The 21,513-nt window shown below is 39.2% G+C and carries 22 protein-coding genes; 17 read left to right on the forward strand and 5 right to left on the reverse strand.

What is annotated here, in order from left to right; genetic code table 11:
• Positions 1 to 30 precede the first annotated feature (30 nt).
• The gene (locus QNH20_RS11670) at positions 31 to 507 is read right to left on the reverse strand and encodes a hypothetical protein (RefSeq protein ID WP_283923050.1); all 477 of its coding nucleotides are present in this window, start codon (positions 505 to 507) and stop codon (positions 31 to 33) included.
• Between the two features lie 366 nt (positions 508 to 873).
• Between QNH20_RS11670 and QNH20_RS11675 the strand changes: the two genes are divergently transcribed.
• The 7 genes from QNH20_RS11675 (at position 874) to QNH20_RS11705 (ending at position 7,719) form a co-directional block, all read left to right on the forward strand.
• Positions 874 to 2,298 (forward strand): ABC transporter permease, encoded by a 1,425-nt coding sequence (locus QNH20_RS11675; protein ID WP_283923051.1) that lies wholly within the window; start codon positions 874 to 876, stop codon positions 2,296 to 2,298.
• Between the two features lie 14 nt (positions 2,299 to 2,312).
• Positions 2,313 to 2,978: an ABC transporter ATP-binding protein gene (locus tag QNH20_RS11680; protein ID WP_283923052.1), complete on the forward strand. Its 666-nt coding sequence runs from the start codon at positions 2,313 to 2,315 to the stop codon at positions 2,976 to 2,978.
• Between the two features lie 226 nt (positions 2,979 to 3,204).
• On the forward strand, positions 3,205 to 5,748 hold the full coding sequence (napA, locus tag QNH20_RS11685; protein WP_283923053.1) for a nitrate reductase catalytic subunit NapA: 2,544 nt from the start codon (positions 3,205 to 3,207) through the stop codon (positions 5,746 to 5,748).
• 16 nt (positions 5,749 to 5,764) lie between these two features.
• Positions 5,765 to 6,172 carry a nitrate reductase cytochrome c-type subunit gene (locus tag QNH20_RS11690; RefSeq protein ID WP_283923054.1) on the forward strand — a complete coding sequence of 136 codons (408 nt, stop codon included), beginning with the start codon at positions 5,765 to 5,767 and terminating at the stop codon, positions 6,170 to 6,172.
• Positions 6,173 to 6,221: 49 nt separating this feature from the next.
• Positions 6,222 to 6,485 (forward strand): chaperone NapD, encoded by a 264-nt coding sequence (locus tag QNH20_RS11695; protein ID WP_283923055.1) that lies wholly within the window; start codon positions 6,222 to 6,224, stop codon positions 6,483 to 6,485.
• Entirely contained in the window at positions 6,482 to 7,042 is a 561-nt protein-coding gene (locus tag QNH20_RS11700; RefSeq protein WP_283923056.1) for a 4Fe-4S dicluster domain-containing protein, read from the forward strand. The genes QNH20_RS11695 and QNH20_RS11700 overlap by 4 nt, the downstream gene beginning before the upstream one ends.
• A 104-nt stretch (positions 7,043 to 7,146) precedes the next feature.
• Entirely contained in the window at positions 7,147 to 7,719 is a 573-nt protein-coding gene (locus QNH20_RS11705; protein WP_283923057.1) for a DNA-3-methyladenine glycosylase I, read from the forward strand.
• An 83-nt stretch (positions 7,720 to 7,802) separates the two neighbouring features.
• Here the strand turns inward: QNH20_RS11705 and QNH20_RS11710 are convergent, their stop codons facing one another.
• A complete protein-coding gene (locus tag QNH20_RS11710) occupies positions 7,803 to 7,964 on the reverse strand; it encodes a hypothetical protein (RefSeq protein ID WP_283923058.1) in 162 nt (53 codons plus the stop codon).
• A gap of 307 nt (positions 7,965 to 8,271) precedes the next feature.
• On the opposite strand from QNH20_RS11710, the gene QNH20_RS11715 reads away from it, so the two are divergent.
• From QNH20_RS11715 to copZ, 6 genes are all read left to right on the forward strand, one after another.
• The gene (locus QNH20_RS11715; protein WP_283923059.1) at positions 8,272 to 8,919 is read left to right on the forward strand and encodes a TetR/AcrR family transcriptional regulator; all 648 of its coding nucleotides are present in this window, start codon (positions 8,272 to 8,274) and stop codon (positions 8,917 to 8,919) included.
• Between the two features lie 45 nt (positions 8,920 to 8,964).
• A complete protein-coding gene (locus QNH20_RS11720; RefSeq protein WP_481858071.1) occupies positions 8,965 to 9,690 on the forward strand; it encodes a GTP pyrophosphokinase in 726 nt (241 codons plus the stop codon).
• A gap of 341 nt (positions 9,691 to 10,031) precedes the next feature.
• Complete coding sequence (locus QNH20_RS11725) at positions 10,032 to 12,452, forward strand: heavy metal translocating P-type ATPase (protein ID WP_283923060.1); 2,421 nt, start codon at positions 10,032 to 10,034, stop codon at positions 12,450 to 12,452.
• 150 nt (positions 12,453 to 12,602) lie between these two features.
• Entirely contained in the window at positions 12,603 to 13,472 is an 870-nt protein-coding gene (locus QNH20_RS11730) for a DUF8832 domain-containing protein (protein WP_283923061.1), read from the forward strand.
• A 70-nt stretch (positions 13,473 to 13,542) separates the two neighbouring features.
• Positions 13,543 to 13,890 carry a metal-sensitive transcriptional regulator gene (locus QNH20_RS11735; protein WP_283923062.1) on the forward strand — a complete coding sequence of 116 codons (348 nt, stop codon included), beginning with the start codon at positions 13,543 to 13,545 and terminating at the stop codon, positions 13,888 to 13,890.
• 14 nt (positions 13,891 to 13,904) lie between these two features.
• Entirely contained in the window at positions 13,905 to 14,111 is a 207-nt protein-coding gene (gene copZ / locus QNH20_RS11740) for a copper chaperone CopZ (protein WP_283923063.1), read from the forward strand.
• A 39-nt stretch (positions 14,112 to 14,150) separates the two neighbouring features.
• On the opposite strand, the gene QNH20_RS11745 is transcribed toward copZ, so the two are convergent.
• Together QNH20_RS11745 and QNH20_RS11750 are read right to left on the reverse strand one after the other, a co-directional pair.
• Positions 14,151 to 15,425 carry an MFS transporter gene (locus QNH20_RS11745; RefSeq protein WP_283923064.1) on the reverse strand — a complete coding sequence of 425 codons (1,275 nt, stop codon included), beginning with the start codon at positions 15,423 to 15,425 and terminating at the stop codon, positions 14,151 to 14,153.
• Positions 15,426 to 15,447: 22 nt separating this feature from the next.
• Positions 15,448 to 16,758, reverse strand: a complete 1,311-nt coding sequence (locus QNH20_RS11750; protein ID WP_283923396.1) for an alkaline phosphatase family protein — start codon at positions 16,756 to 16,758, stop codon at positions 15,448 to 15,450.
• A gap of 186 nt (positions 16,759 to 16,944) precedes the next feature.
• Here QNH20_RS11750 and QNH20_RS11755 point away from each other — a divergent pair, with 186 nt between their 5' ends.
• The 3 genes from QNH20_RS11755 (at position 16,945) to QNH20_RS11765 (ending at position 19,955) form a co-directional block, all read left to right on the forward strand.
• Complete coding sequence (locus tag QNH20_RS11755) at positions 16,945 to 17,862, forward strand: alpha/beta hydrolase (protein ID WP_283923065.1); 918 nt, start codon at positions 16,945 to 16,947, stop codon at positions 17,860 to 17,862.
• 352 nt (positions 17,863 to 18,214) lie between these two features.
• Positions 18,215 to 18,709, forward strand: a complete 495-nt coding sequence (locus QNH20_RS11760; protein ID WP_283923066.1) for a flavodoxin domain-containing protein — start codon at positions 18,215 to 18,217, stop codon at positions 18,707 to 18,709.
• A 217-nt stretch (positions 18,710 to 18,926) separates the two neighbouring features.
• Positions 18,927 to 19,955 carry an ATP-grasp domain-containing protein gene (locus QNH20_RS11765; RefSeq protein ID WP_283923067.1) on the forward strand — a complete coding sequence of 343 codons (1,029 nt, stop codon included), beginning with the start codon at positions 18,927 to 18,929 and terminating at the stop codon, positions 19,953 to 19,955.
• Between the two features lie 58 nt (positions 19,956 to 20,013).
• Here the strand turns inward: QNH20_RS11765 and QNH20_RS11770 are convergent, their stop codons facing one another.
• On the reverse strand, positions 20,014 to 20,388 hold the full coding sequence (locus QNH20_RS11770; RefSeq protein ID WP_283923068.1) for a nucleotide excision repair endonuclease: 375 nt from the start codon (positions 20,386 to 20,388) through the stop codon (positions 20,014 to 20,016).
• Positions 20,389 to 20,875: 487 nt separating this feature from the next.
• Here QNH20_RS11770 and QNH20_RS11775 point away from each other — a divergent pair, with 487 nt between their 5' ends.
• Positions 20,876 to 21,457 carry a TerD family protein gene (locus QNH20_RS11775; protein ID WP_283923069.1) on the forward strand — a complete coding sequence of 194 codons (582 nt, stop codon included), beginning with the start codon at positions 20,876 to 20,878 and terminating at the stop codon, positions 21,455 to 21,457.
• Positions 21,458 to 21,513 lie beyond the last annotated feature (56 nt).

Raw genomic sequence — 21,513 nt, forward strand, 5'->3', positions numbered from 1 at the left:
TTTTATTTAACTAATTAGTTGGAGGTAGCTCTACAATTTGAACACCACTTGATGCTCTGATGACCAAGTTTTTCCTCCGTCAGTAGAATATTGATCCTTGCCATCTGGACCAGTCTTTATCATAAAGCCTGGACTATTTTGCATATCAGAATCCGAAAAGCTTGGGTCTTGTATTGAAAACGATTCACTACCATCAGGATTTTTTGTCATTTTTGCATCACTAGAGAGACCGCTTTCCCATGTTTTCTCGTTATCTTGTGAATAACGGAATGATCCGTCTGAGTTTTGTTCTACTAGTAATTTCGGTGACAGTTTAGAACTGATAAAATTCGCTGCATATACTCCTCCAGACACTAAACCAACTAATGCTAAGAAGATTGTTGAAGTTGGGATCATACGCTTCTTTCTTGAATTTAGCGTAGGCTTAATTCTGCCTTTGTTTTGTGTTTCTTGCTCTACAAACAGTGTAAGTTGCTCATTATTGTTTTCAAGGTTTAAATTTTGCATGATATTTTCCTCCTAAATTTGAGTATGTTTCAATCCTTTGGCTATATCTTAACTACGAAATCTATAATGAACCTTTAATAAAAAAAGATATTCAGAAATTGCAAATTTAAGTGAAACAACAGCAAGTGATTCACCAGTAGGTGAGTTCGAACTTTAGGCAGCTTTGTCAATGGTGTCTAATTTTTTATTAAATAGTATGTAGGCAGATTAAAGGTATATTAAAGGTTAACCCGATAAAATTTCATTAGTTCAACGCGTAGTGACTAATTTTGTTAGTACCCGTTGTTTTTATAGATGGGAGCTAGACCGTATTCGTACATAAGTTTTTTGCTCCTGTCTGACTAAACTATAAAAAGGAGACGAAATATGTACATCTTTCAAAATTCACTTAAGAATATAGGTAGGAACAAAGACCGTAATATTCTCATCGCAACGATTATTTTCATTATTATAGTGGCATCATGTACCGCGTTAGTAATCAAAAACACTAGTAATGGAGTTATCAATGACTACAAGAACCGTTTCGGTTCAGTAGTCCACATTTCACCAAATTTTAATATTGGAATGAAAACAGGAAAAGTCCCTCCTACGCTGACGTCCGAACAACAAATAAAGATTGCAAAGTCAAAATATATGAAAGAAGTTTCGGGTGAAGTAACTGATCCTGCAGTAAGTAAATCCTTAAAAGCTGTTGATCAAGACGCTGATCAAAGCGATGCTGGCATCGTAATGAGCAGTGATGGTAAGGCTGCTGATCCAAGATTTATTCCGAAAATGAAAGTATTTGGAGTTTCAAGTCTTAAAAAATTGCCTGAATTTCAATCAGGGCAACGTCAAATTATTGATGGAGAATACGACGATAAATTAAATGGGGCTATCGTGAGTCAAGAATTTGCCAAACTGAATCACCTTACTGTAGGGAGCAAAATATCCTTAGAGTCCGTTTTTCTTGGCGATGTTCCAGACGACCAACAAATTAAGTACGACTTAACAGTAACTGGGATTTACGCAGATGCAAAACCTGCTTATCCTGAAGATTTTCCATTTAAAGATCCTATGCTTAATAATAGAAATGATATTATTACAAGTTTTGATACGGTAATGAAAGCATACGGAAAGCACATGCCTATCGAAATGACTTTAAATTATGTTTTGACAAGTCCAAGTGTTATGGATGATTTCAAAAGAGAAATCGCTTCATATGGTGTAACATCTGACAAGTTCAATATAACCGCTGATATCGACAGTTATAATAAAATTGTTAAACCAGTTGAAGGAATGAAAAGTTTTGCAAATACCTTTTTGATCATTGTTCTTATATTAGGGTCAATCATCCTCGTATTGCTTTCGGTTATCGCAATGAGAGAGCGAAAATACGAAGTAGGGGTTTTAAGAGCAATGGGAATGAAGAAAGGAAAAGTTGCTATAGGATTCCTTACAGAAGTGATAGTCATTACAGCGCTATGTTTAGCTATCGCTATCCCTGTTAGTGGAGTTGTTGCGCAACCTATTTCTAACTCTATGCTTAAGAGTCAAAATGAAGCCATTAAGGAACAGGACTCAGCAAATCAAACAAACTCTATGAATGGCATGGTTATTGTAAGTAATGGTCAAAATCAAGACCAAAACTCAAGTACAAAAACAATAGATTCAATCAATACAAAAATAAATAGTGAGACAATTTGGCAAATCATTATTGTTGCTCTAATTTTAGCTGGCATTTCAAGTTCAGTGAGTGTTTACTATATATCAAGATTTGAACCAATAAAGATTTTATCAAATAGAAACTAAAGGTGGTGCAAGGGATGAGTTTATTACACGTAAAAGATGTACACTATCGTTATGAAGGTGCAAAAAATACAGTATTAAAGGATATTAACGCAACTTTTGAAAAGGGAAAAATCTATGCAATCGTTGGAAAATCAGGTTCAGGGAAGACGACACTACTTTCTCTCCTTGCTGGATTAGATATATGTACTGAAGGCGAAATAGTTTACAATGGACAAAATTTGAAAAAGATTGATCGAGACAACTATCGTGCGAAAAGTATCGGAGTTGTATTCCAAGGATACAATTTGTTAATCAATGTTACTGCGGTTGACAACGTTATGTTGTCTATGAATATTAGTGGTGTTGCAGTTAGAGATAAAAAAGAGTATGTATATCAGTTGCTGGAAAATGTAGGGATTAACCGTGACACGGCAAATCGAAAGGTCTTAAAGCTTTCCGGTGGTGAACAACAGCGTGTTGGCATCGCGAGAGCATTATCACATACTCCAGATATTGTGATTGCTGACGAACCAACAGGAAACTTAGATTCAAAGACTGAGAATGGCATTATGAATATATTCACTAATCTGGCTCATCAAGAAGATAAATGCGTCATCATTGTTACTCACTCAAAATCAGTAGCGAGCTACGCCGATGAGATTTTGGGAATAAAAGACGGAAAGATGCAACTTGTAAAATAAAAAGTATAATGTATTTTCAACTAATCAAGTAGAGAATTACACCTAGTTTGTTAATGTTAAAACAGTAAAAATACTAGCAATATAGGATTGTCGGAATTGTGACATAACGGGCTGTAAATGTGTGAATTTTTTGTAAACGATCAGTGAACTCAACCTAAAAATTTCCTAATTCCCTTACTATTAAGCTATAGATTTTCACCTTAAAGCTGATTTATAAGGGAGGAAGATGGGCTTGGAACTAACAAGGAGATCACTAATAAAAGCGACAGCTGTATCGATGACGCTTGCAGCCGCGGGGTGCAGTAAAAAAGACAAAAGCTCTGAACTAAACAGGGCACAGGCAGCAAGTGTTGAACCAGATGAATGGAAGACTACAGTATGTCGCTTTTGTGGTACCGGGTGCGGTATTTTAGTGGGTGTAAAGGATGGCAAGATAATTGCTACAAAAGGTGATCCGGATAACCGTTCGAACAAAGGGCTTAACTGTATTAAAGGGTATTATGTAGGAAAAATCCTCTTTGGTAAAGATCGTTTAACAAAGCCGCTTATCCGTGCAGATAAGACCAAAAAAGGTACAATGGAAGGTTTTAGAGAAGCCACGTGGGAGGAAGCATTAGACTTAGTTGCGAAAAAATTGAAGGAAGCATATGATGCTGACCCTAAATCTGTTGCTTTTTATGGATCGGGACAACAATCGATTATGGAAGGGTACGCATCAGTTAAGTTGTGGAAAGCAGGTCTGTTAAGCAATAATATCGACCCGAATGCCCGACACTGTATGGCAAGTGCTGTAGCTGGATTTATGACGACCTTTCAATCAGATGAACCAATGGGCTCTTATCGCGATTTGGACGAAACAGATGTGTATGTCACATGGGGAGCTAACATGGCGGAAATGCATCCGGTTCTATACTCGCGCCTCACTGCCCGCAAACTGAAGGAAAGTGGCGTCAAGCATTATGACATAACCACAAGACACTCACGGACATCAGAGCTTGCCGATGTGGTCATGGTATTCAGGCCGCAAACAGATTTAGCGATTGCCAATGCCATTGCCAATTATCTCATCCAAAATAACTTGTATGATCAACAATTTGTCAATGAACATTCGCAGTTCAAGGCGGGAACTGAAAACATCGGCCACACCTTTGATGATAATTATGAAGCAACAGATGTTGGAAAAGCAGCTGATCAAGATTGGGTCATCACCTTTGATGAATTTAAGACAAGGGTTTCGGAATATACGATTGAAAAAGCAGCGCAAATGTCTGGTGTACCGGCACAAGATATAGAGGCACTTGCAAAAGATTTCGCCGACCCAAATAAAAAGATTGTCTCACTATGGACAATGGGGGTCAACCAGCATACGAGAGGCACTTGGATGAACAATCTCATTTATAACATTCATCTTCTATCAGGAAAAATCGCCAAACCTGGAAGCGGTCCATTCTCCTTAACAGGGCAGCCAAGTGCCTGTGGTACGGCTCGGGAAGTAGGGGTTTTCTCGCATCGACTGCCATCGGATATGGTCGTTAAGAATCCAGAGCATCGCCGCTATTCAGAATTGATTTGGAACCTTCCGGAAGGTTACCTTGATCCTATCGAAAACCCAGGTATGCATACGGTCAAAATGTTCCGTGAATTAGGAAATGGCAAAGTAAAATTTTTATGGAGCATGTCTAATAACTGGGGGCAAACAAATCCGAAACTAAATAGATACCGCGGGCATGATGCGGACGGTAAAGGTGTCATCGATGGGTTTATTGTCGTTTCCGATGTTTACCCAACCCGCTCAACGGAAATGGCGGATGTTGTTTTTCCAGCGGCGATGTGGGTTGAACGTGAGGGGCAATTTGGAAATGCCGAGCGCCGGACATCGATATTTGAAAAATGCGTTGAGCCGCCAGGTGAAGCAAAGTGGGATTTATGGGCGATTGTACAGGTGGCAAAGCGGGTATTGGATGGAAAAATGATTAACGATCAACCGGCGTTTGATGTTCTTTTTGGAATGGTATGGGATAAAAAGAAAAATGATCTCCTTGAAGATCAACACGAAGTGAATCGCCTTCTATGGGAGGAATACCGCCTATTCACAAATCCGCATGAACATCCAAACAAAGCTGCCCAAGAGCTGGGTGCTAAATTGAAAATGAAAGCAAAACAAATGGCACCTTATGATGAATATTTGAAGCAGCATGGAATTTGTTGGCCTGTTCGAAAAGTGAATGGCAAATGGCTAGAAACAAGTTGGCGCTATTCCTATGGTAAGCAAGAGGATGGATTTGACCAGTACGGTGTAGAGGAATTCGGACATAAAGGCAAATACAAAGACTTAGATTTCTATAAATCTGCTGATCATAAACCAGCGATTCTATTCCGGCCTTTTGAGGAAGCAGCGGAAGTACCGGATCAGGAATATCCATTCTGGCTGTGTACAGGTCGGGTATTAGAACATTGGCACAGCGGGACGATGACGAGAAGGGTTCCGGAACTTCATAAGGCATTCCCGGAAGCACTTTGTGAAATCCACCCTGATGATGCTAAGGAAATGGGCCTTAAAACAGGTGATATGGTAAAAGTGATCTCACGCCGCGGTGAAGTAAAAGTAAAGGCAACGACAACCGGGCGCGGGAACCCGCCTAAGGGACTTATTTATGTACCATTCTTCGCCGAAGAAACACTGATTAATCTCGTAACCTTGGATTGCTATTGTCCAATTTCCAAGCAGACAGATTTTAAAAAATGTGCAGTTAAAATTGTAAAGGCTTAATGGGGGTGGGATGATCATGAAGGAAAAAGGAATTCTTTATATCTTTGCTTTTATCATCGTTCTGGCGGCTGCAATTGGCGCGACCAAGCTGCAGTGGGATTTAGGATCAACCGAAACAGCAAGTACGGTAAAGTCCAAGCCGGTGCTTGTGCAATTGACCGAAAAAGGAAGACCTGATGCCGAAACTATGGGTCTATTAAATGCACCGCCGCTGCAGCCAGCGACCCACGTGGATCGTTGGAATCCTAAGCTCCATCAAGATAGCTGTCTCGCCTGTCATGGAAAGCCGGACACAGGGGCACCAACACCAACAGCTGGCCACTTCTATGATAATGATACAAAAGGAAAGGTTTTTAGGGATAATTGTATCCAATGTCATGCCCAGCAAAACGAGACAAAAACAAAAACTGCTTTTAATAAATAAGATGACGGATGGGGCTGTGGCCCCTTTTTTCACAGGAGGGGAAGCCAAGATGGTAATTTCGGGAATTTACATTGAAACAATCCCTGGGAAAGCAAGGGGTGCCGCAGAAAAACTGGCTTTATTAAATGGTGTAGAAATCCATGATATTCATGAGGATAAAAAGGTAATCCTGACGATAGAGACTGATACCGTGGATCAAAGCTATCGAACTGCTGAAAAATTTAAAAATATTGATGGTGTTCTGACTATTTGTCTAGTATATACAAACTTCGAAGATGAACCCTATTATCAAGAGGCAGCTGGTGGTCAATGACCGAGAGATTAAATAGACGAGAATTTATCAACTTAAATTGGGAATCGACAATTGGCTTTTTGGGGAATTTTCTTGCACCACAAATGGATGTTGAACGGGATTTTTTTCGTCCGCCAGGTTCTATTAGTGAGTTAGAATTTCTTACAACATGCACAAGATGTGGGAAGTGCGGAGAAATCTGTCCCGAGCAGAGCATCCGATTGTTTCCTTTATCGAGTGGTGCAAAGCTAGTTAATACACCAGTTTTAGACCCGAATGAGTCGCCATGCACTTTTTGCCAAAAGTGTATCGAGGTTTGCAGGGATAATGCTTTAAACCTGGATGCTTATAAAAAACAACCCTTTCTTGGTTATATAAAGGTGCATAAGAACAGATGTCTTGGGTTTCAACAAGTCATGTGCGATTACTGTGTACGCGCATGTCCCGTTGATGGTGCCCTAAGGATTGATAACGGGGTTCCCGTCATTTCAAAGCAGCACTGCACTGGCTGTGGAATCTGTGTTCCAAGCTGTATGGCAGACGGAAGTGCATTACAGGTAATAATAAAAGAAACATAGTTGAAATAATACACCTTCCTGTTTTGTTTTATTTGGAAGGTTCTTTTTTTGAAATAATGTGTAATAATTAATTGAAGTTAGCACTTGAAGGGAGGTCAAAAAAAATGAATAGATGCGGATGGGTGAATCAGGACCCATTATATATCGATTATCATGACCATGAGTGGGGTGTACCTGTTTATGATGACCGCTTGCTGTTTGAGTATTTAAATCTCGAAGGGGCTCAAGCCGGCCTGAGCTGGTATACTATCTTAAAAAAACGTGAGAATTACCGCAAAGCATTTGATCAATTTGAAGCTGAAAAAATTGTACGCTATGATGAGGAAAAACTCGCAGAACTTTTACATAATGAAGGAATTGTCAGAAATAAGCTAAAAATTAATGCTGTCATTACGAATGCCAAGGCATATTTAAAGGTAGTTGAGGAATTCGGTTCCTTCCATAACTATATTTGGTCATTTGTCGACGGGAAACCAATCCAAAATCATTTCAAAGAAATGAAAGATGTCCCGGCAACAACTGAAATTAGTGATAAACTAAGCAAGGATCTAAAGAAACGCGGTTTTAAATTTGTCGGCTCGACGATTTGTTACGCGTTCATGCAGGCAACAGGTATGGTGAATGACCATATTGTCACATGTGATTGTTATACTAGAAAAAAAGAAGTGAGATCATAATGGCGATCTAAGTTATTACTAAAAAATAGAAAGAGCCCATCACAAATGTGATAGGCTCTTCTGCAAAACGAACATATAAATAATTATTTCGATGGTTTTTCAATCAAGAAATCAGAAGCAGGAATAGGAATAATTTTTCCTCCTATTTGGACATGAACGGTATCGTTGAAAATGGCTTTCACAATTCCCTTTAAAGAAATTGTGGAATTAACAGAGATTTTCTTCGATTCAGATTGATTGGCCAAATTAATCAACACCTTCCAATTGTGGTTAAACAATTATAAGATAAAAATATTTAATAGGATAAAGATACTTTAAATTATTCGCAAAAAAATAATAAATTCCTGCTTATCAGGTCATAATTTATGGAAAAATTGAAGAAAAAATAGGTCATGTTACACTCATTTATTTTGTAAGGGGTGTTAAACAATAAAATGATTATAACATGAACCGTAGTTCAAGTATTGCATGTTTTTGGTAACCTGTCAAATGAAAAGTGAACTATGGTTCAAATTTGAAAATCGTGTTATGATAGCACTGAGGTGATATCAAATGCCAGACCGTGAAGATAAGCTTGTTGGTGAATTTCCGTTTGTCCCGAAACAGGAACGCGCGCAGCAAAAAAGAAATGCCCTGATTGAAAGCGGGTATGCCTTATTTAATTCTAAAGGGTACGAGCTGACAACAGCAAAGGAAATTGCCGCCCATGCCGGTGTAGCAACCGGAACCTTTTATCGGTATTTTTCAGATAAACGGCAGCTGTTAATGTCGCTATTAGAAGATAAATTAGAGAAGTTTCTACCACCAGAACCAAGCTGGATTTCGCGTGACCCAGAAGCGGTATTGGCTGTGCTATTAGAAGCACATTATGAACGGCTTAATGAGGTAGGACTTAAACGTGTACTTCCTGAGTTGTTGTCCAAAGACCCAGAGCTAGCAGAGGTGTTGGGGGCGGCACGGAAGAAACTCCATGCTAGGATTCATTTCGGTTTAAAACAAGCGAGTGAAAATGGATTAACCTGGTCGGATTTGGATTTAGATACAGTCTCATGGGCAGTCATGGTTTTAGTGGAGAATGGCCAGGAATTAGAGAGCCAATGTGGAAAAAGAGTAGATTATCAGGAAATGGCAAAGGTGATTTGCCGAATGGTTTTTCCTCCTGAAGCAATTGAAGATTTACAGAATAGAGAAATAGATTAAATGGAATAATGTGGGAAATATAACAACTAGAGAGGAAGTTAAGACTTGGAAACCGGAGCAGTTATTGACATGAAAGAACTTAAATCACTTAAAGTTGAATTAACAAGGTTTATGATGGCCTATAAGTTTGCAATAGACGAAATGAGTACGAAAATTAATATCTTAAAAGAGGAATTCAATTATGTTCATGACTATAATCCAATAGAGCATGTAAAATCACGATTAAAATCACCGGAAAGTATTTTCAAGAAAGTGTATCGGAAAGGATATGAAGTTTCTATCCCTTCAATCAAAGAAAATATTAGGGATATCGCAGGGATTCGAATTACATGTTCATTTATTTCAGATATTTACGAGTTAGCTAAGATGATTAGTAATCAAAAAGACGTTCGGGTTGTCGATTGTAAGGATTATATAAAAAATCCAAAGCCGAATGGCTATCAAAGTCTCCATTTAATATTAGAAATTCCGATTTTCATGTCCGATCGCGAGGAATTAACGAATGTCGAAGTTCAAATTCGGACGATTGCCATGGATTTTTGGGCAAGCTTAGAACACAAGATTTATTACAAATATAACAAGGAAGTTCCAAGCCATATGATTGAGGAATTAAAAGATGCAGCAACCATAGCAGCCCAGTTGGATCGGAAAATGGAGCGTCTTAACAAAGAAATATCTGAGATTAAACAAGCTGATGATGAAAAGGAAGAGGTCATATTTAATAAATATAATTTAAACCTTGGATTTTTGGACGCTATTATTAAAAAATAGGAAATCGAAATCATGTGGTAGGTGTCATCAGTCGTGGTGATGTCATTCGAAATATCCAACAAAAGACATCATGAATATGGAGTAAACAGCAGACCCATCACGTTTTAAGATCGTGATGGGTTTTTTAGGCCTATAAAAAAGTAAAGTTATGCTAGACATAAGTAAAACTACGCCTCTGTATTCACCTTTAATGGCTCGCCAATCGGCGAGTTTAAAAAATGGGCTAATATTTTTTTATTTTTTGTTGACATTATAGGATAGGGGGGTATAGTATAAAAATATAAAATAAATACCAAATCAAGGAATCACATGGAAGGTCGAATAGAATGGAGGAAGGGAAAATGAGTTCTCACATAAAAGAGGTACAATTACCGATTACAGGAATGACGTGTGCTGCCTGTGCGATCCGTATTGAAAAAGGATTAAAAAAGCAAGAAGGGGTTCAAGAAGCGTCAGTGAATTTAGCACTTGAAAAGGCGACAATCAAATATGATCCAGCGGAAACAAATGTAAATAATTTCATCAAGAAGATTGATGATCTTGGATATGGGGTTTTATCAGAAAAAGTGGAATTTGACATCATTGGCATGACGTGTGCGGCATGTGCGGTGCGAATTGAAAAAGGATTGAACAAACTTGAAGGAGTAAATAAAGCTGCTGTAAATTTAGCGCTTGAAACAGCAGGGGTGGAATTTAATCCTTCACAAATAAACATCCAAGAAATCGTAAAAAAAGTAGAGCAAATTGGCTATGAGGCAAAGGTAATGCAGGACAAAGCAGGAGACAGTACGGACCATCGTGAAAGGGAAATCGAAAAGCAGAAAGGAAAGTTTATCTTTTCATTGATCTTAGCATTTCCACTATTATGGGCAATGGTCAGTCACTTTGAGTTTACATCGTTTATTTATCTTCCTGACATGCTGATGAACCCGTGGGTACAATTAGCACTAGCAACACCCGTTCAGTTCATTGTTGGAAAGCAGTTTTATGTAGGTGCATATAAGGCACTTAGAAATGGCAGTGCCAACATGGATGTCTTAGTGGCACTGGGAACATCCGCTGCATATTTCTACAGTCTATACTTGTCTATCGTTTCAATCCGTTCAGGGCAGCACATGGTTGAACTTTATTTTGAAACGAGTGCGGTGTTAATCACGCTGATTATTTTAGGGAAATTGTTTGAAGCTCGTGCAAAAGGCCGTTCTTCAGAAGCGATTAAGAAATTGATGGGTCTTCAAGCAAAAACGGCAACAGTTTTAAGAGAGGGAAAAGAAGTTGAGGTATCTTTAGAGGAAGTCGTGGTTGGCGATATTATTTTTGTTAAGCCTGGTGAAAAGGTTCCTGTCGATGGGGAAATTATCGAGGGACGCTCGGCTCTCGATGAATCGATGCTGACAGGAGAAAGTGTTCCGGTTGATAAAACCGTCGGTGATACGATAATTGGTGCAACGATCAACAAAAATGGATTCTTAAAAATAAAAGCTACTAAAGTCGGCAAAGATACAGCCTTAGCACAAATTATTAAAGTAGTGGAAGAAGCTCAAGGCTCAAAAGCACCGATCCAACGGTTAGCTGATCAAATCTCTGGAATTTTCGTGCCGATTGTCGTTGGAATTGCGGCGGTAACGTTCTTAGTTTGGTTTATTTGGGTAAGTCCAGGAAACTTCGCCGAAGCGCTGGAAAAAATGATTGCTGTTCTGGTCATCGCTTGTCCTTGTGCATTAGGTCTGGCAACTCCGACATCCATTATGGCAGGCTCTGGCCGTGCAGCAGAAGTGGGTGTTTTATTTAAAGGCGGGGAGCATTTGGAAATGACACATAGGATCACAACGATTGTTTTAGATAAAACTGGTACAGTGACAAATGGAAAACCTGTGTTAACCGATGTAATTGTTGATGGAGATTTTTCTGAACAACTATTTTTACAATTAGTTGGATCTGCAGAAAAACAATCTGAGCATCCATTGGCTGAGGCAATAGTAAGTGGCATTAAGGAAAAAGGGATTGATTTCTTAGAAGTAAAGGAGTTTGAGGCCATTCCTGGATATGGAATTAAAGCGGTAGTTAATGACAGGGTCTTATTAATCGGAACCCGTAAATTGCTGAATAAATATGACATTGCCTTTAAAGCAGCCGGTATGAAAATGGAAGCACTCGAGGAAAATGGAAAAACAGCGATGCTTGTTGCAATAGATGGTACTTTTGCTGGAATCGTTGCTGTAGCTGATACAGTAAAAGAAACGTCAAAAGCAGCAATAAAAAAATTAAAGGATATGGGGCTTGAAGTGATTATGATGACGGGTGATAACGTCCGGACTGCAAATGCAATTGCAAACGAGGTAGGTGTTGACGCCGTGATCGCGGAGGTATTACCAGAAGGGAAAGCCGACGAGGTAAAAAAATTACAGCTCCAAGGGAAGCGGGTAGCCATGGTTGGTGATGGGATCAATGACGCTCCGGCCCTTGCGATTGCTGATATCGGTATGGCAATTGGTACTGGAACGGATGTTGCCATGGAAGCAGCCGACATTACGTTAATGAGGGGCGACTTAACAAGTATTGCAGATGCGATCGTCATGAGTAAGAAGACGATTCGCAATATCAAACAAAATTTATTCTGGGCGTTTGGCTATAACACACTCGGTATCCCAGTGGCTGCTATTGGTTTACTCGCACCATGGCTTGCCGGTGCTGCGATGGCATTTAGTTCAGTTTCAGTTGTATTGAATGCACTTAGATTGCAACGAGTTAAATTGAACTAGTCAAGGGAATTACCCAGTTCGCGCATATGGACTGGAGCCTTTCGACTGAGATACAGGAAAACAGGAAAGTGAAACTCCCAGGCTCTGAAGCTGACAACACTAAGATTGATTGCGATCTGATATTGACTTATCGTAGGGGAGATAGCGAGGGTGCTGGAGCTAGCAAGTTATTATCTTCAAAAAGGAGCGATGTTAATGAAAAAGTGGGCGATAGCCGCTGTTGTGTATTTACTTGTTGTGATTGGCAGTTACGCAGCTTATGATAGTTTTTTCAATAAGGCAGTGAAGCATGGGGAAGATAGCAGTCATGAGACCTCGGGAAAAGTTTCAGGTCATGATGAAGTGAGTGATGGTAATGGACACGAAGGAGGTGATAAAAAATCTGGAGATGTGAAAGCTGATTTCGTTTATAATGATGGAAAAATCACAATCAATCTCAACGACATTAACGGTAAACCCGTTGATGAGCTTAAGGTAAACCATGAGAAACTTCTGCATCTAATCGTGGTAAATGAACATCTAGATCAATATTATCATCTCCATCCTGTAAGAGTGGGAGCAGGCAAGTTTGAAATTTCTCATGAATTAAAGAATGGGGTTTACAAGGCTTTTATCGATATCAAACCACTGAAACTAAATTATGAGGTAAAACCACTGGCCTTCAATGTTGGAGGGCAGCAGGAATCCCATAGCAATGCTAATCTTAAAGCGGATGAAACCTTCGTTAAAACAATTGATGGAAAAACGGTAGAGATGGATGTCAGTTCATTTAAAGCTGGAGAATCGATTACGCTCAACTTTAAATTGGATAAAACAACACTAGAGCCATATTTGGGGGCAGCCGGTCATGTTGTTATATTGAATGAAGAAGCTGACCAATACCTGCATGTTCACCCCGTCAATGAAGAGGAACCTATTTTTGAAACGAAATTTGATCAAGCAGGAAAATATAAGATTTGGGCTGAATTTAAACAGAATGGAAAAGTAAGAGTATTTTCTTATGTGATTGAAGTGAAGTAAAGATATTGAAATATGTCCATCGTATTACGATACGGGGGTATGATATAATAGGGACAAAAAAGGAGGCTGAATGTCTTTGGACCACCTGAATGACGAAGAAATTATTGAAGATTCCTGCTGTACACATGTGGGAAGCCAGCGAAAGAGTCACCATTCGGATAAAGTGAAAAATAATCTGGTTACAAGACTTAACCGGATTGAAGGTCAAATACGCGGCATTAAAGGGTTAATTGAAAAAGATACGTACTGTGATGATGTCATAAATCAAATTTCCGCCACCCAATCGGCATTAAATAGCGTTGCCAAAATTTTACTAGAAGGCCATATGAAGAGCTGCGTTGTCGAGAGAATCCAAGAAGGAGATTTTGAGGTCTTGGATGAGGTTCTTGTCACCATCCAAAAATTAATGAAAAAATAATGGAGGAATGAAATATGGAACATGTTACTTTAAATGTTAGTGGAATGTCGTGCGGACATTGTGTTAAAGCGGTTGAAGGCAGCGTTGGAAAGCTTCAAGGTGTTAAAAAGGTTTCTGTAATGCTTGATAAAGGCCAAGTGGATGTCGAATTTGATGCAAATGTTGTTTCCCTTAACACAATTAAAGAAACGATTGATGACCAAGGATACGATGTAAAATAGAAATGAGAGAGCTCACCTGATGGTAAGCTCCCTTTTCGTTTATTGTGTTAAAGAATTTGTTTTTGAAATATTACTTGCTTCCGGTACACGGAGGAGAATTGAGCCGCCGATGATAAACAAAATAATTAGGCTGAATACGCCGCTATTGGTGTTGCCGGTTAACTGGGCGGTTAAGCCGACTAAAAACGGCCCTAAGATGGCAGCAAATTTATAAAAGATACTGTAGAATCCAAAGAACTCATTGGCACTCTCTTTTGGAACTAGTTTAGCAAAATAGGAACGGCTTAATGCCTGAATCCCACCTTGGGAGGATGCAACAAGCATAGCGAGAATCCAGAAATCTAAAGTAGTTTTTAAAAAATACGCATACGCACATATGACGATATAAATAAAAATTCCTACCAGCAGCATTGTTTTGCCTCTAAATTTATCGGCAAGCTTTCCATATAAAATCGCAAATGGCGCAGCCACTACTTGTGTAGCAAATAAAATAATTAAGAGGTTTGTAGATGAGATTCCTAAATCCGATCCGTATGCCGTTGACATTGTAATGATTGTGTTAACTCCATCAATGTAAAAGAAATAAGCTAATAAAAATAGAAATAAAGGGCGGTAAAGCTTAATTTTCTTAATTGTTTCAAAAAGCTGTTTAAAACCATTTGAAATAGGGTTTGGTACACGTTCTTTATAATAAACCTGGTTGACATTTTTTAGCATCGGAATCGTAAACAATCCCCACCATAAGGCAGTAATTGCGAATGCGGCTTGACTCGCGACAGTAACGGATATAGGAATTATGCTTTGCTGCGATAAAATAATAAGGGCAATACCAATAATGAACGGAATCGTACTTCCAATGTAGCCCATCGCAAACCCCTTTGATGAAATCTGATTCATCCGTTCTTCCGTCGTCACATCGACAAGGAAAGCGTCGTAGAAAATGTTCGTTCCACCAAACCCAATGACGGTAACCATATAACAGATTAATAGAATGAGCCATTGATCACCTGGTACCACTGCGAGTAATAAGGTAAAAATAATTCCAAGTGCAAAGAAAAAGGTGAAAAATCGTTTTTTGAAGCCTTTAAAATCTGCTATGCTCCCCAAAATAGGGGCACAAAGCGAAATTAGCAGTGTTGCAAACGAATTGGCATAGCCCCAGTATGCTGTGGAAGTAGAAGCGGCAAGTCCCGCCTCATTTGCAGCCGCCTTAAAATAGAGCGGAAATACGGCTGTGGTGATTAGGATGGAATAGGCAGAGTTTGCCCAATCATAAAGCACCCAGCTCTTTTCTTGTTTTGACATCCGACTCATTCATGTTCCCCCTTCATAAGGTTTATAAAGTCAACATTTCTTTAACAACCCTTCCATCTGTACTTCCTAAGTTAACACCTAGAAGCCTAGCGAATGTTGGGCCTTCATCTATGAGACGGATAGAAGGCAGGGTAATGTGCTTAATTCCTTTTCCGGCCGCCATAAAAATGGTTCCATATTGTTCTTTTTCCGGTGAATAGCCATGACAGGCTAATGTAAACTTTTTATCTGCGGTGGTATCCTCGAGGGTGATTGGTTTAATATACTCACCCTCAAAGTCTTCTAAAAAATAATACCCGCGACTCGCTTCAATCATAAAGGCGCATGTACCATCTGCCCCTTTTTCTGCTGCTTGATCACCTGTAAGCACTTGTTCAATCCCTGAGTCAGGATCATCAAGCAATGAATCTAATATATTTTTAACCTCTTGAAAAATGACTGTATCATGTTTGTCTTTAATGTAAATATATGCAGAGCCATCACAACTTTTACAATAGGCCTTCCAATTAATTATCTTCCCTTTTGTGTTTGCTGTGATTAGATTTTTTTTATGGAAAAGAACATTAAGATTTACCGCTTTATTTTCATCTAGTGCACTATGGTCTCCTAATGCCACCACTGTGGAGTTTTCATAGATGCCGCTTTCTTTTAGAGCCTCTAGAATTCTTCCGAGACGCTGGTTATGACGCTGAATTGCCGCCATCGCTTCATTGGAAGAAAACCCATGATAATGCCGCTGTGTATCTAAATCTGTAAAGTGTACCATTAACAAATTTGGCTTTTTTGTTTTAATCGTATCGACAGTCGATTCTAAAACGAAGTCATCTAATTCCGGCTGGCTTAAACCTTTGCGGATATGCCCATAGCGGTTGTTAAGATCCCATTGAAAGCGGGGGGTGCCGCTCATAAGCGAAACAAGAATTTGATTTTGCCAAGGGCGATTAGCGAAAATTTCCGGCATATTGTAGTCGATCTTTGCTTTGCCGGTAACAGGCCATAATAGGGCAGCAGTAGTCAAATTTGCTTTCTTTGCCTCATCATACAATGTGGTTCCTTGGATACAATCGCGGTACCAATTCCAATCAGGGGAAACCATCCCAGGCTGCAGGAGGGTATTATTGACCACCCCATGCCGGTTCGGATAATTTCCAGTCACGATGGTTGCATGGCAAGGATAGGTTACTGATGGATAGATCGTTTCAACATTTTCCACATACGTACCGTTTTTCAATATGGTCTGAAAGTGGGGAAAGTCTTTAATAATCGGAAAGTCTAAAGCAGAAAGACAATCAAATGAAATAATAATTAAATGGTCTGTAAGTCTATTCATTATATCCTCCGGGTAAAATGTGCTAGTTAAGATAATTGTACTATATGAAACAAGAAATGGAAGAATTATTACAGAATATTTACAAAATTATTGGAACATTGACTGAAAATGCCGATATCTGGATTTGCTTCGAAGGTTTTTCTAGTATAATGAAATTAACAATTATTTGGTAAAAGGGGGTTAGGAATTGTGCCAAGTTTTCGAAGTTATTTTATTGAAAAAGCAATTAAGGTATCGGTAAAAAGAACAGTGAAAAAGGGGTTAAGGGAAAAAGGAATAGAAGAAAAGCGGCAGATGCTCGATACGGCTGCGAGGAAACTAGAAAAGCTTCCAAAAAACTGTAAGGTAATGCCCCTTGAAATTGAAGGATTGTATGCGGAGTGGATTTCTTCAGGCAGCGGCAGCACATTAGAAGATAGGGTAATTCTTTATTTACACGGCGGGGGTTATGCACTATGTTCAGCCAATACTCATCGACCGCTGGCAGCGAGAATTGGCAAAGCATCAGGGGTGAAAGTGCTATTTCCTGAGTATCGCCTTGCCCCAGAGCATCCATTTCCTGCTGCAATTGAAGATGCTGTCAATGTTTATCGCTGGCTATTGCGTCAGGGTTACGCTCCCTCAAACATTATTTTTGCAGGTGATTCTGCTGGAGGCGGGTTATCTTTAGCGACTGCATTGGTGTTACGTGACCAGAACGAACCTTTACCAGCTGGAATTGTTTGTCTTTCACCATGGGTGGATTTAACAAGCAGTGGGGAAAGTTATCGGAAGAATAACGGGGTTGATCCCTATTTACATCCGAAAGCAGTTAGAGAAGCAGCAAGGATATATGCAGGTCATGAACCTCTCGACCACCCGCTTATATCCCCTATCTTCGCAGACCTTACAGGGTTGCCGCCTTTGTTTATCCAGGCCGGGAATCATGAAATTTTGCAAAGTGATGCAGAGATACTGGCTGAACAGGCAAGGAATGCAGGTGTCGCTGTCACGATTAAGGTTTGGAACGGAATGTGGCATGTATGGCAAATAAGTGGTGACGTATTACCCGAAGCAAGAAAGGCAATTAAGGAGATCGGCCAATTTGTAAAGAAAACCTTCAATTGAAAAATGGTGCATTGCAATATGGTGCCTGACACTATTAACAAGTCATAGAGGTTGGAAATGGTGTCAGGCACCATAAATACGTCGTGGATGGTGTAAATGGTGTCAGGGACCACGTACAGTTGTACTAATATTGCCAATATTAGTATAACCTTGAAGGCGGAAATGGATTTATAATAGAGTTGAGTATAGTTTAATCCCGGTCTTTACATATGAAATTACGGCTGGTTTTTTGGACCGATAGGAAAGTATAAGTTTTCTATCAGGCATAAGGGCAACTGCGCCTTTGTTTTAGCCCTCAAGGGTTCGCCAATTGGCGAGTTTTCTTTATTATAGGAAGGAAGGGGAATAGAACATGAAAAGTTTAATTGTTTATTGCTCATCCCATGGTACTACAGAAAAAGCGGTTGGATTATTAAGCGAGAACCTCGTAGGGGAAGTTTTATCGGTAGATTTAAAAAGGGAGAAAACTATTTTTGACGTTAAGGATTTTGATACAGTTATTATCGGAGGTTCGATTCACGCTGGACAGATTCAAAGGAGAATTAAAAAGTTTATCCAAAATCACCATGAAGAACTTTTGGAGAAGGATTTAGGGCTTTTTCTAGTTTGTATGCGAGACGGTGAAATGGCCATCGAGCAATTTAACAGTGCCTTTCCACAGGATTTGCGAAAGAACTCCGTTGCCATGGGATTATTTGGCGGAGAATTTCTAGTTTCTAAAATGAACTTTTTTGAAAGACAGGTAGTAAAAAAAGTCGACGGAATCACTACGGACCAATCAAAATTAGATCTTAACGCAATCATGGAGTTTACATCAAGATTAAATAACCTGAAGAGCCTAGTTTAGATAAAAAATGTATACAGAGAAAAGGAATAATATACGGGAGTATCAAGTGATTCACTCATTCATAACCGTTTCTGCTTTAGCAGGAACGTTTTTTTTACAGATAGGCAAATCAAGTAATATGTTATCATCTATTGAACATCAAATTCAGTGATTATAAAATACTTGCAGTTAGAGCATAATGGAAAAGGCCTTAACTACAACATGAAAGAGGATACAAATGAAGATTTGGTTTAATCGATGGTTTACGACGGTTTCGCATTATATCGATATGATTCGAGCCAATGAAGATCATCGAAAATTTGTCATTTATGGAACACATCCAAATAAAGATGCACTTTATTTGCAAAATTGTGATTACGCTTTTGTCGAGCCGGACATTTCCGGGGATCAATATATTGAGTTTTGTCTTGATTTTTGTCAAAGGTACAAGATAAATATTTTCATTCCTCGGAAAGAAAATGTTCTTATATCAAAACGGCTGGCTGATTTCAAAGCATTGGGTGTGAAAGTTCTTGTTTGCCCAAATTCTGGCTTAATGGAAACACTAGATAATAAAGCGGCCGCCTATCAAATGCTTTCAAATGGTGAGGCAATCTTTTCCATACCTGACTATTATGTGGTCAATAATATAATTGAATTTCAACAGGCCTACGTACGGCTCAAGGAAAAAGGTCACGAAGTTTGCTTTAAACCTGTCATAGGTGAAGGGGCGAATGGTTTTCGTGTGATCAAGGACAAAATTGAGTCCATTAACCAGCTTTTCCAACAGGGGATCGGCTATCGAATTCCATACTCCTATGCCTGCGAGATCCTAGGCCAGCAGGAAACCTTTCCCGATTTAATGGTGTTAGAGTTTTTGGAGGGCAGGGAATATAGTATTGACTGCGTTTCTTCACAAGATGAATTGTACGCAGCGATTCCCCGGATGAAAGGGGATGGACGAGTGAGGGAGCTTGTTGAAAGTCTTGAGCTGATCCAGCTGGCTCATAGGTTCCATCAGGAATATAAGTTGCCGTATGTGTTCAATATCCAGGTGAAATATAACAAAGGTGTGCCGAAGCTGCTCGAAATTAATCCACGAATGAGTGGGGGGATGCATGTCAGCTGCCTTTCTGGTATTAACCTTCCATACCTGGCAATCAAGATTTTATTAGGTGAAAAAGTAGGGCAGTTGAAGCCGCAATTTGGAATACGAGCAAGTCATATTGAAAAAGAAATGATTTTGAAGTATGGGGATATCAGCTAATAAAGCAAAGAGCAGGTCTTCTTCACATGTCGTTACCCGCTCTTTGCTTTAAAAATGCTTATTTATAGAAGACTTTATCGTTATTGTATTTTGCATGAAGAGTATTAATAATATAGGTTTCATATATATCTCTCTCCATGGGCTCATCAACTGCAAAAACTGCAATTTTATACACTTCATCTCGATGCGCTTTGATTGGTGATACAGTATCTTCAAAATGGCGCTTCACTCGGGGTCTTAATTTTCTAGCTTTGCCGACAAAAAGCAATTCGTCGTTAGCGTTAAAAAATAAGATAATTCCACCTTTATCACGGGGAATTTTATTGTAATCGGTAAAACCATATACACTGCTTAGTACTGCTTCGACTTTTTCTCCTACTTGTCTCTTTTTCGTAATTACAACATCTGGATTTGGTATATCAATTTTTATCATAAAAGAATCGCTCCCTGCTTAATATAAACGGCGAACTAGTTTGCCTGACAGTTCATTATAGCACAACCTGTCATTTTGAGTTTAACTTTCTTAATTTGCCCATTTTTTGCAGTTCAAAACCTGATTTATAAAGGAACAAAGTTGTTTTTATTAAAAGCACTGGAAAGTATAAATATCGACTTTGAGAATTGTCCAGCCCCATAAGAAATACTTCTAAAGAAATAACCTTGCACGAAGGAAAAACGTTAGCTTTTTCGAGGAGAGCCTTGCGGCGAGACAACTTCGCTTAACGAGCGCTTCAGCTTTCCTTTATAGCTAATAGTGGTAAAACAAGGTATTATTCTGTACACTTAAGGAAGGTATTGGAATTTTTGAGGTTTTAAATATCATCTTACGTGAAAAATCTTAGGTAAGGGTGTAGTATGAAAGTAGCTTTCTATTTTTCATAGGAAGATACAATATAAATAAGATACGAAAGGGTGTTAGTATGGCAATTTCATTATCTAAAGGTCAAAAAGTAGATTTAACGAAAACAAATCCGGGTTTATCCAAGGTGATCGTTGGTCTTGGCTGGGATACAAATCGTTACGATGGTGGAAACGATTTCGATTTGGATGCAAGTATATTTCTTTTAGATGCGAATGGTAAGTGTGCGTCTGAACGGGATTTTGTTTTCTATAATCAGCTTGAAGGCGGAAATGGTTCCGTTGTACATACAGGTGATAACCGCACAGGAGAAGGGGACGGCGACGATGAGCAAATAAAAGTAAATTTATCAGCTGTGCCTGCTCAAGTGGAGAGAATCTCTTTTGTCATTACGATTCATGATGCAGAAGCACGCGGTCAAAATTTTGGACAAGTGTCGAATGCCTTCTGCCGTATCATAAACGAAGAGACAAATCAAGAAATCATTCGGTATGATTTAGGGGAAGACTTCTCCATAGAAACAGCTATTATCGTTGGGGAGTTATACCGCCACAACGGTGAATGGAAATTCTCAGCCGTTGGCTCCGGCTACCAAGGCGGACTCGCTCGCATCGCAACAGACTTTGGCCTAAACGTAGGCTAAACCAAAGAATAACAATTAGTAAAAAGAAAAAGGACAAAATGGATCTGAAAATCCAA

It is taken from the genome of Neobacillus sp. WH10 (assembly GCF_030123405.1).
Taxonomy (GTDB): domain Bacteria; phylum Bacillota; class Bacilli; order Bacillales; family Cytobacillaceae; genus Neobacillus.

Bases quoted from the DNA above. Each gene is read 5' to 3' on its own strand.
- QNH20_RS11670 (WP_283923050.1), bottom strand. From the start codon at position 507: ATGCAAAATTTAAACCTTGAAAACAATAATGAGCAACTTACACTGTTT.
- QNH20_RS11675 (WP_283923051.1), top strand. From the start codon at position 874: ATGTACATCTTTCAAAATTCACTTAAGAATATAGGTAGGAACAAAGAC.
- QNH20_RS11680 (WP_283923052.1), top strand. From the start codon at position 2,313: ATGAGTTTATTACACGTAAAAGATGTACACTATCGTTATGAAGGTGCA.
- napA (WP_283923053.1), top strand. From the start codon at position 3,205: ATGGGCTTGGAACTAACAAGGAGATCACTAATAAAAGCGACAGCTGTA.
- QNH20_RS11690 (WP_283923054.1), top strand. From the start codon at position 5,765: ATGAAGGAAAAAGGAATTCTTTATATCTTTGCTTTTATCATCGTTCTG.
- QNH20_RS11695 (WP_283923055.1), top strand. From the start codon at position 6,222: ATGGTAATTTCGGGAATTTACATTGAAACAATCCCTGGGAAAGCAAGG.
- QNH20_RS11700 (WP_283923056.1), top strand. From the start codon at position 6,482: ATGACCGAGAGATTAAATAGACGAGAATTTATCAACTTAAATTGGGAA.
- QNH20_RS11705 (WP_283923057.1), top strand. From the start codon at position 7,147: ATGAATAGATGCGGATGGGTGAATCAGGACCCATTATATATCGATTAT.
- QNH20_RS11715 (WP_283923059.1), top strand. From the start codon at position 8,272: ATGCCAGACCGTGAAGATAAGCTTGTTGGTGAATTTCCGTTTGTCCCG.
- QNH20_RS11725 (WP_283923060.1), top strand. From the start codon at position 10,032: ATGAGTTCTCACATAAAAGAGGTACAATTACCGATTACAGGAATGACG.
- QNH20_RS11735 (WP_283923062.1), top strand. From the start codon at position 13,543: ATGTCTTTGGACCACCTGAATGACGAAGAAATTATTGAAGATTCCTGC.
- copZ (WP_283923063.1), top strand. From the start codon at position 13,905: ATGGAACATGTTACTTTAAATGTTAGTGGAATGTCGTGCGGACATTGT.
- QNH20_RS11745 (WP_283923064.1), bottom strand. From the start codon at position 15,425: ATGAGTCGGATGTCAAAACAAGAAAAGAGCTGGGTGCTTTATGATTGG.
- QNH20_RS11760 (WP_283923066.1), top strand. From the start codon at position 18,215: ATGAAAAGTTTAATTGTTTATTGCTCATCCCATGGTACTACAGAAAAA.
- QNH20_RS11765 (WP_283923067.1), top strand. From the start codon at position 18,927: ATGAAGATTTGGTTTAATCGATGGTTTACGACGGTTTCGCATTATATC.
- QNH20_RS11770 (WP_283923068.1), bottom strand. From the start codon at position 20,388: ATGATAAAAATTGATATACCAAATCCAGATGTTGTAATTACGAAAAAG.
- QNH20_RS11775 (WP_283923069.1), top strand. From the start codon at position 20,876: ATGGCAATTTCATTATCTAAAGGTCAAAAAGTAGATTTAACGAAAACA.